Here is a 13,748-nt window from a genome sequence, read left to right on the forward strand (position 1 = left end):
CCCTGGTATTCATACAGGGGGCGTCGGCATATCGACGCGTCTACGCGTCTACGTTTCAGTGATGACGGTTCCCTTCTGCCCGTTCATCCCACGCAGCACGGCCGGGACTTCCTGCTTCTTGTCCAGTCCCATGTTGGCGATGGTCGCTTGCTGGCCTGCGTCGGCGATTTTTCCTTCCCAGGTTTTGGAGAAGGTGTTTCTGCTGCCGTCGGTCGCAGTCCCATAGATGATGTTAGTCAGGCCCCTGTCGTTCGCACGCACCTGACGCAGCGTGGTGTATCCGTAATTGTTGGCCTTGGTGGGCGCCTGTACGACATCGAAGCTGTCCAGAAACTGCCGCCCCGTCATGGCGGCATACTTAGGTGCCAGGTCGCCTTCGATCGATTCATCTTTAGACGCCTCGCCAAGCTTGGTGCCGAGATTGTTCTGGATGAATCGATAGTGCACACCATACACTGTCTGCACCTTGCCACCGTCGAGCGTGATCGGCGCCACGTCAGCACTTGGAAATTTCAGCGTGCGGGTCGCGCCACTGTGGGTCTTCAACACCTCCGGATCGATATCGATTTTCATCACGGCCCAGTCTGTTGATGGGTTGTAGATAACCGCCGACACCAGTGCCGCGTTTTCGTCGTCCTTCCAGTAGTACATGCCCGTGCTGCCGAGTTCACCTTCAGACGCCTTGGATGTGTGCGCTCCGGCAATTGCCGAGTTCACGAAGGCTTTGCCTCCACCGTGGTAGTACGCCAGTCTTTGTACCGGTGCATGACGACCGCTGCTGCCGCTCGAGGCGCGCTGGACAAGCGGCTCGTCCGAGCCTGAGTCTCCAAGCGTCAGCGCCCTGGCGCCCATGACATCGGCTTCGCGTTCGAGGTCGGTGTCGTCGTTGATGCCGACACCTTTGGCCTGAATGGTTGCACGCACCCTGCCTTGCCGTTGTTGGACGACGTGCCAGGCTTCGTGCGGCAGATGGCGCTCCTGTCCCGGACCGACATGGATGTCCGTCCCCTGCGCGTACGCAAACGCTTGCAACTGCGCGGGTTTGTCAGAGTTGTAATGGACTTTGACGTCGCTCATCGACATGCCGGACAGGCTTTCGATGCCGTGCTTGAGTGTGTCGGGCAAACCTGTGCCGTTGATCGATTGGCGCGCGGGTGATGACGCGTGCGCAACGGCTTGAAGCTGCGTGATTCGTTCGGACTCCGGGCGATTGTCGGCCATCGATTTGAAGGCGCTGAGCTGCCGGGCCTGCGGACTGCGGGACGCGATGTCCGAAAGTTTCCGCTGGGCCGTGGCGTGCACCCGATTGTCGAGCAGCTGCGCGGCGGCGTTCAGGAGATGTCGAGCGTCGGGAGCGCCATTCGTGCGAGACGTTTCGGTGTCATGTTTTGCCTGATCCGCGTAAGTTCCCATGCTCGTCTCTTTGGTCGCTGGTAGCTGTTCGCTGGTGGCCGTCTGCGGCACAACCGAATGGAGTTGGACGACAACGTTGAGTCGTTTACCGTTGGCGTGTCAACGAAGGTGAATCGATGGGGCGGCACTGCTAACGATAAGGCGCTCACGCTCGTCAGCCTCGCACGACAGCCGTAGACGAGCGATCGGCAAAGCAACGCTTACTTCTGTTTCAGCCATGGCGACTCTACACTCCAGAAGATAACGTCGGCGCCAAGATAGTCTTCTGCAAACTTGGTGAATTCGTCGCGCGTGAAAGGTTTGCGTGTCCGGGGATTCGTGTAGGTCAACGTCGGCTCCTGAACCGCCATTGCGACCAAGGCGAGCTTACCCTTGTACTCGTGGAAGAACGGATAGGCGTTTTTCATCTGCCCCTTCTTCCAGGGCACGATATCCGGCCCGCCGAGGCCGATATTGTTCTCGCTCGCGAACAAAAAAAGCCGGGACATATATCGATGATCGTTGTTCCATTCGCACGGCCAGAAATTAACATACTGCACCACATAAGATTTGCGGAATGCCTTCCGTGCAAACTCAAGATTCTTCAGCGTCGCATCGAAATACTTGTCACAAGTGAACCCGGTCTTGTCTCGTTTTATGTCGATATCGATGGCCGTCTCCGGCAGATTGATACCCAATACGCGTCCATCGAATTCTTTCGCCAACGCGGCCAGGAGTTGCTGATATCGCTCCTGTACCGCCGGGTTCCATTGTTGTGCAACCCAGCCGTGCCCGATTGGGCGGTTTTCCCCAGGGTTGTCGTACTGCGGCACGAGTCCACCATGATATATGGGATCTTGCAACAGGTACGCCGGTATGTTCCGGGCCGTCGGCTCAAAGAATCGATCCTGAATCTGAACAAATAGTTGCTTGTTCAAACGATTGAGGTGAGCCAGATCCCGTTCGATTTGTGAGAAGTCGTACTCCCCTTTCCCTTTTTCGAGCGCTTTCCAGGTGTACACGATCTGGACGCCCCGGATATCCGGCCGTCTGATCGCCGCGTCAATCTGTTCCAGATCACCAGAGCTGGTATAGATAAAGTTCTGTACGGCAACGGCGCGTCCGCTCACGGATAGGGCTGAAAAAACGAGCAAGACAACGACAATGAACCTCTTCGATGAGGTTGATCTGGATAGTGACATCGAAAGTCCTATTTGGGGGTGAGGACGACTATCCGATCCAATTACCTGGATTTGGTTCGATATCGCGAGCGCGCCGGGCCGGGATGGTTACGGCACGGCATCGAATGGCGATCGTTTTGTGGGGCGACGAGGTGAATCGAGCCGGGCAATTCGATCTGGCGGCTGGGGCATGGTCCAAGCCGTAAATGCCGTCTCCTTGGCGGGCGTCAGTCGCAATTGCTGATTACGTAATCCACCACGTCTTTTTCTCAGCGCGGGGCTCTCCGGCCGCCAACGCATTCGAGTCGAGCATTGAGGCCGCCTTTCTACTTGAAGTCGCCTTCGTCGTCGGATTGCACCTCGCGAAGTAATTCACCCGCCTTAGTCAGCTTGACTTTGAGGCCTGCATTGGCAAGTTTTTGCTGGAAGACCTCGGCGTCGGCACCCGGCGGGCTGTTCTTTTTGCCAAGAACGTACTGAGGCGGGATATTGGCCTTGGTTCTGAAGCTGGTCTTGTAGTTGTGGCCGCCTTGCTGGCCCGAATGCGGATCGTTCTCAAGCAGTTTCCTGCCCGGACTGTCGATGCTCAAGACGCGAGCGATCGAGGGTTCGGCGCCCTTGGGGACGTGCACATAATTACGTCCGCCCTCCTGGCGCGTAGTCTCATGGGCTTCTGAAGCGAGACCCGCATAGTATTTGGCCGCTCTCTTGTCCGATGTCAGGTAGTGGTGTGTCTTTGTGGCCTGCAGTTCATCTTCCGACCGAAATTCGAGCCCACCATGTCCCTGCATTGCGCCATCTGTTTTCTTGGACACGTCGAACCCGTCTCTTGCCAGCGCGTCTCTGTTCGATTGTGTTGTGCCGTGAAAAAGACGCTGTTCTTCGTAAACCGTCCTGGCTACCGTCCGCTTGGATTGAAAAAAACTCGAGAGTCCGGAGAGGGGGCCGGATGAGTTCGCACGCGATTGCTGCGCGTTCTGCGTTTCTGCCTGATGAGTACCGCTATTTTGGGAAGACGAAGTGTTTCCCGTCTCGGCAGAGCGAGTCGATGTTGCTGGAAATGAGGCTTTCATTGGATTTGTCCGTGGTTACTCTCCAGAAAACTTAAGTCTCAGCCAAAAAAATGGTTCACAATCGCCGAAGTCGAGGCCAGAAAAACGAACATTTATTGCGCTCATTTTCAGGCCGGAGCGATCGACGCCGGGCGCGACGGTGCGGCAGCGCCCGGCGTCCTGATCTCAGAACCGATGCGTGATGCCGACGGAAAGAAGCATCTGCTTGCTATTGCTCGAATCGTACCCCGCCCCGGGAATCTCGGCGATGGCCGCTCGCCCGATCACACCCCCGTTTGCGTCGAGCACCGGTGCGATGCCGTCGCCGCCGGCCTTCTGATACATCGCGACACCGTAGAAACTCGTTCGCTTCGACACGGCATAGGTGGCACCGAGGTTGACTTGCTGCCATTGCGGTTTGAGCCCCTGATAATCCGCCTTGCCCGCGTTGTAGATGTACGCCGCGCCGACCATCAGCGCCGGGGTCACGTTATACGTCAGAGCGACTTCGTAACTATCGAGATTGAAGTTGCTGCCGGCCCCTGCTCCCGCAAATCCATTCGTTACGAAATACTGGCTGTTCTTCAGTGCGGTGTGTGAGTAGACGAGCCGGATTTGCGCCGGACCGACGGCGTAGGATCCGCCGGCCGCGAAAACCTTCATGACGTCAGCATTCTGCAAGCCGACGTATTGGTTCAGCGCCCCGACATAGTTGCCATTGGACGCGTACACGCCACCGGTGCCGTCCGGCTTCGTTGCCGGATTGTTGATGCCAAGATACCCCACCGCCATGGAGAGCGGCCCGTTCGCGTAGAGCGCGCCAAGCGCCACCGTCCGATTCGTGGAGAAGTTGCCCGCCTGCCCGCCCAGACTCAACATGCCGTTGACTTGCAGTCCGCTCCAGACCGGGCTCACATACTTGATCGTGTTATTGATGCGAATCGATTGATTCAGGTTGTCGAGATCACCGAAATGCGAGCCGTAGCCCGTCGCGAAGTTGTTGCTCGATGGAAAATACCCAACCGTCTCTGACAGCGAATCGTATTGCCGCCCCAAGGTCAACGTGCCGTATCGCGCATTAGCGAGGCCGACGAAAGCCTGACGGCCGAACATCGTCCCGCCCTGACCGAGGCGACCGCTTTGAATGTTGAAGCCATTCTCCAGTGTGAAGATCGCAGACGTCCCGCCACCCAAATCCTCCGACCCCTTGAGTCCCCAGCGATTGCATCCGGGCGGGCCGCACACATCGGTCTGAATGACGCGCCCCTTGCCCGTGTTGTTCACCAGCGTGAGCCCTGCGTCTAGCATGCCGTAAAGCGTCACGCTGTTTTGAGCGAACGCGAATACCGGAAACAGCGCGAGAAGTGCGACGCAAATACAGCTTTTTTTCACTTTTTGACTCCATCAAAAGCCGCCGGAAGGCGACAACGAGCCGCAGCGGGACATGTCGTCCTTCGCCGCAGATATCAGACAGTTGAGCTAGCAGTGCTGCGCGCCGGATCAGGCGTTGAGTTTTCGGCCGGACGCAGCGGGCATGAGCGTCTCGCTGGCCTTGAGCAAGCCAAACGACACGGCGTTAGGTGAAGGCGCCGGTGTCACGAGACTGACCGCGATCACCGTGCACGCGTTGATCGCCATGGCGATGAGTCCCGGCTCCCACTGGGGCAGCACGGCAGCCCAGTAGTGCGCGGCAAACGGTGCGAGCAGTGCAGTGAAGCCAGTGATCAGCCCCGCGAGCACGCCGACAGCGGTCGTGCGTTTCCATAGAAAGCCGAAGAACACCGCCGGTGCGAGCATGCCGATCGCCGAATAGGCGGCGAACAAAATCGATACCAAAGACCCCTTCTGACTGATCGACAGGTAGACGGCGCAAGCCGTAAATGCGATCAGCGAGCCACGGGAGAGAATCAACGCGGTGCGTTCGGAGAGATTCGGTCGGAATGGCTGCACGATGTTTCGCGTGAACACGGAACCCGCGGTGAGCAGCAACAGCGCCCCAGGCGCGAGCGCCAGCAACGATCCGGTGCCAGCCACCAGCCCAACCATCCATGCCGGATATCGCTCCGAGACGAATTGCAGCAATGCGCCGTTCAGATTGCCGCCCGGCGGCTGCGTGTTCGCGAGCAGCGCGCCGATGCCCAAGAGAATGATGAAGAAATAAGCGAGCGAATAAAGCGGTTGCCAGATCGCATTGCGTCGAATTGCCGTCGCCGTATGCGCCGAGTACGAGATCTGGAACAGGTGCGGAAAGACCCAATTCCCCAGCGCGAGATTGATGGCGGACGTCATCAGCCAGATGGCCGTCGTGGGAGACGCCGGATCGATACCCGGAAACTTGCCGATGCCCGGGTGTCGCGCTTCGGCCATGCCGAACAGATCGAGTAGCGACGCCGCGCCGACTTTGCTTGCCACTGTCGCACTGAGCAGCACCACGACAACGACCATCAATACATCCTTCACCCCGGCGGCGAACGCTGCGGAACGCAGACCGGCAACGAACACGAAGGCGATCATCAACAGCCCCGCCACCACGATGGACGCCGCAGTCGAGATCACGCCACCCAGCGCCAGTTGCACGATCAGCCCCAGTCCGACCATCTGTATCTCGACGTAGACGATCAGCGACGCGATGCCGATCAGGCCGGTTAGCACGCCAAGCCAGCGAGCGTCATAGCGCGAAGCGAAATAATCGGCTTGCGTGACCAGTCTGCCGAGACGCCCTGCTCTCCAAATCTTCGGCATCAGCCAGTAGCCGACGGCATAACTCAACGACACGGAGCAGAACGCGAGATAGGCCGGCGCGCCCAATGCCCAGGCGTAACCGGAAATGCCGAGAACGGCAAACGTCGTGTACACCTCTCCGGCATTGATAAACCAAAAGATCAGGGTGCCCAGACTGCGGCCGCCGACGGCCCATTCCGCAAGTGCCGGCCCACGTCGCGTGCGACGGCCGTAACAAATCGCGCCGACCACCGTCGACAACAGAATGATGAGAACGATCGAGAGTTTCATTGACGTTCTCCCGCACATTGCGACGTGGCCAGCAAAAACGCCGCCTCCTCCGCTTCGACGCCCGCAAGCTTGTCGAGCCGGAACACGAGCCCGATCAGCAGGCTTGCCACCACGATGCCCGCCATTTGCCAGAACATCGGAAACGGAATGCCGAACGGTGTCCACGAAATATCGTTCACGACAGGTGCCAGGCAGGCCTGCCAGAGAAACGGAACGACAAGCAACCAGCGGTACCGGTGACTCCGGGGCGACCCGGGCTTCGAAGCAGTGTGCGGCATGACAACTCCTGTATAGTTTGGCTGCACAAAGAATGAGTGAAGTGTGTATCTAAGATGCACAAGAACTCAAGGGTGGAAAAAATAAAATGCCTCGCGGAGCCGTACATGGTTTCCCCTATATTCCTGTGGATAAAGGCGGTGTTCCCCATTAAAATACTCAAGTTGTTTCCCCATTGCGTTGCTTGACATGTGCAGTATCACTGTATAAATTGTGCTGCACAGATCAGGTTGGCAGCACACCAACGAGGTCTGAAAAAGTGATCGGAGAACGATTAAAGGAATTGCGCAGCGCGCGTGGTTTGTCGCTGCGAGAGCTGGCAGGTCAGGCAGGGGTCTCGGCGACATTGCTCAGTCAGATCGAGCGGTCGGTGACGGACCCCAGTCTCGAGACGATGCGACGTCTCGCGGCGGTGTTCGGCGAATCGGTGGTTTCGCTGTTCGCCGAGCCCGCCGACCTGTCCGTCTGCGTGACCCGCCCCGGCGAACGCGCGACGCTCACTGCACCGAAAGGTCAGGTGAGTTACGAGCGGTTGACCAACGGCATTGGTCAACTGGAAGTGCTTCGCGCGGTTCTCGAACCCGGTCAGGTATCGATCGAGGAGCCGCGAGGTCATGCGGCGGCGGAATGCGTCTACGTGATTCATGGAGAACTCGTCGCGCAGATCGCAGGCCTCGAGTACGTGATCGGCGCCGGCGACAGTCTCTCGTTCGACGCACGTTTGCCGCATCGGTACCTAAACGCCTCCCAGGTTCCGACCGAAATTATCTTGTCGGTGACGCCGCCAAACCTCTAAGGGGATGCGGCGCATCGCATCCCTACTTTTCACTGGAGGAATGCATGAGTCTCACCCCTGCCCAAGGCAGCGATCCGGATCTCGGGTTCTCGCTGCACGATCTGCGCGTGGAAGTGGTTGCCCCGGAAGGCGCCCGGCTGTACTGCGGCGCCAAAGTCGGCGACTACTTCGAGCTTCGCGGAGAAATGCTCCACTTGCCTGACGGACAAGGTTTCTCGATCTACTCCCTGTCGGCGGTGTTGCCGTTGCTCGCCGCCAAACAACGTGTCACTGATCCCAACGACTGGATGAGTACCGACTCGGACGTCGCTTGTCCCGATCCGAACTGTGCGTCGCGCTTTCGGATTACACGCACGAACACGCGGGCATTCAAGCATGCCGAGACCACGGCGGTGAAACATCCCTCCACGGAGAACTGATCGATGACGTTGTCGTACCAAACCAATCTCGCGCCACATTATTCGATCTCTCGACTGCTCAAAGGGGGATGGCAACTGGCCGGCGGTCATGGCGACGTGGATTACGCTGCGGCGATCGACGATATGACGGCGTACTACGATGCCGGCATTACGACGTTCGATTGCGCAGACATCTATACCGGCGTCGAAGCACTCATCGGTGAGTTTCGTCGTCATTACACGAACACGCGCGGCGCGGATAGTCTGTCGAAACTGCGCGTTCACACGAAGTTCGTTCCCGATCTTGGCAGTCTCGCCCAGGTCAACCGGCAACTCGTCGTGCAATCCATCGACCGGTCGCTGAAGCGGCTCGGTGTCGAGCGTCTCGATCTGGTCCAGCTTCACTGGTGGGACTACGATGTGCCGGGCTACCTTGACGCGATGTATTGGCTCAAGGAAATGCAGCACGCAGGCAAAATCGAGCATCTCGGTGGCACCAACTTCGATACGGTGCGCGCCCGCGAACTGATCGACGCCGGCACGCCTTTGCTCAGCATGCAGGTCCAGTATTCGCTACTCGATCAGCGCCCTAGCCTGTCGCTCGCCTCCCTTTGTGAACAGACGGGCATGAAGCTGTTGTGTTACGGGGCGGTCGCGGGAGGATTCCTGTCGGAGCGTTGGCTCGGTGTCGCCGAACCCATCGGGGAACTGGAGAACCGGTCGCTGGTGAAATACAAGCTGATCATCGAGGACTTCGGAGGATGGGATTTGTTTCAGCTTCTGCTCGCGACCCTCAAGCGAATTGCCGACCGTCATGCCCTGTCGATTCCCACGATCGCCATGCGCTGGGTGCTGGCACAACCCCAGGTCGCCGGCGTGATCGTGGGCGTCCGTCGCGGGGATCACCTTGCGGATCATCTGCGCGTGCTTGATGCGCCGCTCGACGCTGACGATCTTGCGGCACTCGAACGTGTGTTGTCGGAGCGATTGCCGATGTCCGGCGATGTGTACACCGCAGAGCGCGATCTGAATGGCAAACACGGCCGGATCATGAAATACGATCTGAACCGCACCCCCGCCTGAAGACGCGCAGACCCCGGACCTCCCGGGGTCTGCGGCATCTATCCGTCGGCATCGTTGCCAGGGGAAATTCGATCGCATTCCCATCAGCCACCGGCTCAGCGGCGAGCACCCGGGTTAGCAAGTTGGCTAGCATTGAGACGGTAAAGCCGGTGGCCCTTGCCGTGACGTCTCAACCGTGCCTGGATTTGCTTAACTCGACCATCCTTTGCGTCGCGAGGCCCCTCCGTGAGGTAGGCGACTGATAGGCGAACATTTGTGAAATGTTCGAGAAACTGCTGGATGACTTTCTCACATTCATCGCATGGCAGCCGCTCCGTGAACAAGAAAAATGTGCCCGAGGCAGTCTTTTTGTGAATCCGTGCCACCTTGTTCAAAATGACATACTCAGAGTGTCGAGTGCCCTTGCTTTTGAACTGTGCTTCGCGCTCATCCTTTGGCGCCGTCGCCCAATTTGATATGAGTTTGAGGGCTCTGGGACTTGCGCCGAAATACCGTCGCTTACGCGGGGCACCGTCGCCAATCCATAGACCAAAGGCGAAGTTGCCCGGGGTTTCAAGTCGATCGATATCAGACGGCACCTCCCCTGAGCCCATGGCGTCCCGCAGTGCCAATTCTGCGCTAAGCGATTTCAGGGTTTTCGTGAGCGCTCGGCCTCTCTTCCACGTCGTGAGCTGCCCGATGTGAAATCGATCTGTCTGTAGCGAATCAAAGATCGAGGGGATTTTTCGCTGCCCTACCTGCGCGCTCAATTCTGTTGCAATAGAAAGGAATTTGAGGTGCTGATGTCGCAAGCGTTGCCGCACCTCCATAACGCGAGAATCCGATCTTGGCGACAACGGCCCGCTTGCACGGCCCGATGCTTGAGCGCCTGATTTCGCCGACGTATCGTCGAGCGTTTGTTTGATGGAATCTGTCACAGGTCGTGGTCGATGTGCTGATGACTCGTTCTACGACCCGGGGAAAGCGCAGAAAGTCCCCTCCGCAATCGACGCGTACGGGCCCGAGTGGCTGGCGCAGATTCCGGCGATGCCGCAGACAATCCCGCTATCCTATCGCAGGCGTCACGCGCCTGCCAGCGCCAGATCCGGATTCAGATCGCAGCAATCCCAGCTCGCCGGCCGTTCCACACGAACTTTGGATATGTTGGGTAAGGCGACAGACAGCCGTTGGTAGATGAATGTGCACAGCCCTTCGAGGGTTGGAATACCCAGGCCGGGCACCTCGTCGAGAAAGCGGTGATCGAGCTGGTCGCGCACGCGCTCGATTTCTCTGCGAAATAGTCCGAGATCGATCATCATGCGCGTGTCCGGGTCGGGGCGGCCTCTCACGAAGATCTGGGCGTGATAGGTATGCCCATGGATGCGACGACTCCCCTCGGCATCGATCTCGCGATCTAACGTATGTGCCGCTTCAAAGTAAAATTTCTGACTGAGTTCGAAGTTCAACTGTTGCGCTTCCACCTATTTCTCCGTTGTCCAGATGCAGACGCCCATCGCGCGTCTCGTGCCTGATGCCCCTCTTGTACAGCGGCGGGTGTCAGGCCGAGGGTGAGGGTGCGAAGTCATGCGGCATTTAGTGAAGTGATCGAGGCAAGCGCCGTTGCCTCACGCCGACGCCGTCAGAAAACGGCTCTCCTTGAGCTTCTCCATCCCTAATCGATATCCCTCCTCCCGGCATTGGCGGACATTCTCGAACGTCCAATGCGGCTTCGCGTTCGATGTGGATTCGACCACGATCCATTGGACCTCCCTTCCCTTGCTTTTCAGATGCTGCTTCGCCAGTTGGATATCCGCTTCGCCAATACCTGAGATCATCTCCGTCACCTGAAGCGCATAGTTGTCGTGGTTGCCCTGTTCTGAACTTCGACGATTGGCCGCCGAATTGCTCATGATTTTCACGGCAATAATCAGTTCGAGGTTCGGAAGACTGTCCAATGCGGCCGGCACGATGGTCGCCGCATGACGCACTGCACTCTCCCGATGCCAGACGCCGTCGATCTCCGTCTCCGAGATCAGCCACGGCAAGTTGCTTGCCGACGCGAGACGCCTGCCATCGATGGGGGCAAATGACGGATGTCCGATGCAGTTGGTCGCTATCTGGCAATGCTCATTACCCACCGGCAAAATCGACATCATCATGACCGGCGAGCCTTGCCGATAAATGTTGCCCCAATTCACCTTCGGCTCAATCCACTCCGCCGTGTTTTCATGATCGTAGAGCTCCCCGAATGCGCCGATCGGAGAGAAGAAATAGGCGCCGAGCGTCAAGCGATAAAGCGGATGGGAAACGAGAAAGTTGCGGCACCAGATGCCGAAATTTCTTTTCGTCGGACGCGCGAGAAAATCCGACCACGACTGATAAACCGCCGGAAACAGTTCCGGCGCGAGCAGGTCTTTATAGTTTCCTGGATTGCCGAAGTAATTGAAATTCGCTTGCATCCACTCGGTGATCCGCATCGGGAAAAGAGGCGGGATGGGCGCTTTCAGGTAATCCTTCTCGGCCATCAATCCGCCGGCTGAGAACTGATCGATGTAGAACGCCGGATGCTTGTCCTCGGTGACGGCCATCATGTGGTAAATGGAAAGGAAGTTTCCGATGCACCCCGGCAGGTAAGCGTCCGGCACCACCCCCAGCTCGTGCATGGCATCGATGACACCCACCTGGTATCCGTAATACGGACCCCCTCCAAACGGCGCAAACGCCACTCGTGCAGATGATGCCCTCTCTTGCCAGTCGGCATGCGAGCGATGATTGATTTTCGATGCGTCAAAATCGGTTTTGAAGTTCATGTGGTTGATTCAGTGAAATGATCCACCAGGCGTCTGGATACCTTTGCCCTTCCCGTTTGCCCATCGGGAAATGCTTCCTACTGTCTCTTCCATGCTTTTAGGGCGTCTTATGGTTTTTTAATCACGACCATCTCGCGGCTCGATAGCGCTGTTCCCAGACAGATCCCCGCTGTTCGTGACTTCGTCGCAATCACATCACATGGATGAGGCGCAATTCACAATTGACCTGAAAAATCATCATGTAATCCGAAGTAATGCTCTTGTTGATCTGTTGGAATTTTTTGAAAGAAAAAATCAAGAAAATCACTGTCTGAATGTCGCAAAAGGTCATCCGTCAGGCGATTCGGGCGTTGTGCCAATCGAGCATGCGGACGGAAGATTGCGGCGGGCTGAATTCGCTCGACGGGCCTGCCTGCCGCTTGCGCTGCAATTCAATTGAAGTTGAGGTCCCGACGTTCATAAAATCGTCCCCAAATGCCATCCGGGAGACACAGATGAAACCTACGGGCGCGTACGGTCGGGGAACGGCACCCGACACCACGTGGACTGCCACGATCGCCGCTTCGCGAGGCAGGTATGGTGAGTGACGAACAGAACTCCGCCCTTCTGGGGCTGAAGGTTCTGGATCTGTCCCGTATTCTGGCCGGCCCCAGCGCCACCCAATTGTTGGGAGATCTCGGTGCGGATGTGGTGAAGGTGGAGCGTCCTGACGCAGGGGACGACACTCGAAAGTGGGGGCCACCGTATGTGCGCGACGCATCGGGAAGTGAGACGAACGAGAGTGCTTATTACCTTTGCGCGAATCGTAACAAGCGTTCCATTGCCATCGATTTGTCGTCAGCAGATGGGCGAGCGTTGATTTTTGACCTCCTGGCGAATGCCGATGTCCTCGTCGAGAACTACAAAGTGGGTGGGCTGGCACAGTACGGACTTTCGTACGAGCAGCTCAAGTCACGCTTTCCACGACTGATTTACTGCTCGATTACCGGGTTCGGTCAGACCGGACCGTACGCGTCGCGTCCGGGTTACGACTTCCTTATCCAGGGCATGGGCGGCATCATGAGCCTCACCGGAGCGCCTGACGGTCAACCGATGAAAGTCGGCGTCGGTATTGCCGACGTGATGACCGGGATGTACGCGGTCGTTGGCATTCTCGCCGCATTGCGGCATCGTGACCAATGCGGTGAAGGCCAGCATATCGACATCTCGTTGCTCGATACGCAAATCTCATGGCTGGTGAACGGCGCCGCGAACTACCTCACGGATGGCCAACTCCCCAAACGGCTTGGCAACGGTCATCCCAATATCGTTCCCTACCAGGTCTTCGAAACCTCGGACGATTCGATGATTCTGGCCGTTGGCAACGATCGCCAGTTTGCGAAGTTCTGCCAGATCGCGGGCCTCGATCACTTGATCGGCGATCCGATGTTCAGCACGAACCCGCAACGCGTCATCAATCGCGATGCGGTGTGCGAGCACATTTCGGTCGCCTTGAAGACGCGCTCGCGATCGGACTGGCTACGGGCGCTTGAGGCCGCCGACGTGCCCTGCGGCCCCGTCAACAATCTTCAGCAGGTGTTCGATGACCCGCATGTTCGCGCCCGCGGCGCGAGCGTCGAAGTGCCATGCGCGTGGGCACAGTCCGGCAACGTCACTTTGCTGGCGAACCCGCTCAAGCTTTCGGGGACGCCGGTGGCCTATCGGCGCCCTCCCCCGAGGCTCGACGAACATCGGGACGATGTATTGAACACTTGGACGAAGCGCTGAAC

At 58.0% G+C, this 13,748-nt stretch carries 14 protein-coding genes; 5 read left to right on the forward strand and 9 right to left on the reverse strand.

The window, feature by feature from the left end:
* Nucleotides 1-48 precede the first annotated feature (48 nt).
* The 6 genes from PAN31108_RS00075 to PAN31108_RS00100 all read right to left on the reverse strand — a co-directional run bounded on the left by PAN31108_RS00075 (nt 49) and on the right by PAN31108_RS00100 (nt 6,915).
* Entirely contained in the window at nt 49-1,413 is a 1,365-nt protein-coding gene (locus PAN31108_RS00075; RefSeq protein ID WP_150666884.1) for an eCIS core domain-containing protein, read from the reverse strand.
* Between the two features lie 200 nt (nt 1,414-1,613).
* Nucleotides 1,614-2,522 carry a hypothetical protein gene (locus PAN31108_RS00080; protein ID WP_246183698.1) on the reverse strand — a complete coding sequence of 303 codons (909 nt, stop codon included), beginning with the start codon at nt 2,520-2,522 and terminating at the stop codon, nt 1,614-1,616.
* A 377-nt stretch (nt 2,523-2,899) separates the two neighbouring features.
* A complete protein-coding gene (locus PAN31108_RS00085) occupies nt 2,900-3,646 on the reverse strand; it encodes a hypothetical protein (protein WP_150666885.1) in 747 nt (248 codons plus the stop codon).
* 165 nt (nt 3,647-3,811) lie between these two features.
* Nucleotides 3,812-5,017, reverse strand: a complete 1,206-nt coding sequence (locus PAN31108_RS00090) for a porin (RefSeq protein ID WP_150666886.1) — start codon at nt 5,015-5,017, stop codon at nt 3,812-3,814.
* A 108-nt stretch (nt 5,018-5,125) separates the two neighbouring features.
* Nucleotides 5,126-6,637, reverse strand: a complete 1,512-nt coding sequence (locus PAN31108_RS00095) for a sodium:solute symporter family protein (protein ID WP_150666887.1) — start codon at nt 6,635-6,637, stop codon at nt 5,126-5,128.
* A complete protein-coding gene (locus PAN31108_RS00100) occupies nt 6,634-6,915 on the reverse strand; it encodes a DUF3311 domain-containing protein (protein WP_150666888.1) in 282 nt (93 codons plus the stop codon). The genes PAN31108_RS00095 and PAN31108_RS00100 overlap by 4 nt, the downstream gene beginning before the upstream one ends.
* 257 nt (nt 6,916-7,172) lie before the next feature.
* On the opposite strand from PAN31108_RS00100, the gene PAN31108_RS00105 reads away from it, so the two are divergent.
* The 3 genes from PAN31108_RS00105 to PAN31108_RS00115 are packed head-to-tail and all read left to right on the forward strand — an operon-like array spanning nt 7,173 to nt 9,190.
* Nucleotides 7,173-7,709 carry a cupin domain-containing protein gene (locus PAN31108_RS00105; RefSeq protein WP_150666889.1) on the forward strand — a complete coding sequence of 179 codons (537 nt, stop codon included), beginning with the start codon at nt 7,173-7,175 and terminating at the stop codon, nt 7,707-7,709.
* 44 nt (nt 7,710-7,753) lie between these two features.
* Nucleotides 7,754-8,128, forward strand: a complete 375-nt coding sequence (locus PAN31108_RS00110) for a TIGR04076 family protein (RefSeq protein ID WP_150666890.1) — start codon at nt 7,754-7,756, stop codon at nt 8,126-8,128.
* A 3-nt stretch (nt 8,129-8,131) separates the two neighbouring features.
* Nucleotides 8,132-9,190, forward strand: coding sequence for an aldo/keto reductase (locus PAN31108_RS00115; RefSeq protein WP_150666891.1), 1,059 nt, complete (start codon nt 8,132-8,134; stop codon nt 9,188-9,190).
* A 95-nt stretch (nt 9,191-9,285) separates the two neighbouring features.
* On the opposite strand, the gene PAN31108_RS00120 is transcribed toward PAN31108_RS00115, so the two are convergent.
* The 3 genes from PAN31108_RS00120 to PAN31108_RS00130 form a co-directional block, all read right to left on the reverse strand.
* Entirely contained in the window at nt 9,286-10,107 is an 822-nt protein-coding gene (locus PAN31108_RS00120; protein WP_150666892.1) for a deaminase domain-containing protein, read from the reverse strand.
* Nucleotides 10,108-10,251: 144 nt separating this feature from the next.
* Complete coding sequence (locus PAN31108_RS00125; RefSeq protein ID WP_150667391.1) at nt 10,252-10,635, reverse strand: 6-pyruvoyl trahydropterin synthase family protein; 384 nt, start codon at nt 10,633-10,635, stop codon at nt 10,252-10,254.
* 159 nt (nt 10,636-10,794) lie between these two features.
* Nucleotides 10,795-11,979, reverse strand: coding sequence for an alpha/beta hydrolase (locus tag PAN31108_RS00130; RefSeq protein WP_150666893.1), 1,185 nt, complete (start codon nt 11,977-11,979; stop codon nt 10,795-10,797).
* Between the two features lie 199 nt (nt 11,980-12,178).
* Here PAN31108_RS00130 and PAN31108_RS00135 point away from each other — a divergent pair, with 199 nt between their 5' ends.
* A complete protein-coding gene (locus PAN31108_RS00135) occupies nt 12,179-12,418 on the forward strand; it encodes a hypothetical protein (RefSeq protein ID WP_150666894.1) in 240 nt (79 codons plus the stop codon).
* A 137-nt stretch (nt 12,419-12,555) separates the two neighbouring features.
* Complete coding sequence (locus PAN31108_RS00140; RefSeq protein ID WP_150666895.1) at nt 12,556-13,746, forward strand: CaiB/BaiF CoA transferase family protein; 1,191 nt, start codon at nt 12,556-12,558, stop codon at nt 13,744-13,746.
* Nucleotides 13,747-13,748 lie beyond the last annotated feature (2 nt).

The sequence above is a fragment of the Pandoraea anhela genome, assembly GCF_902459655.1.
GTDB lineage: Bacteria > Pseudomonadota > Gammaproteobacteria > Burkholderiales > Burkholderiaceae > Pandoraea > Pandoraea anhela.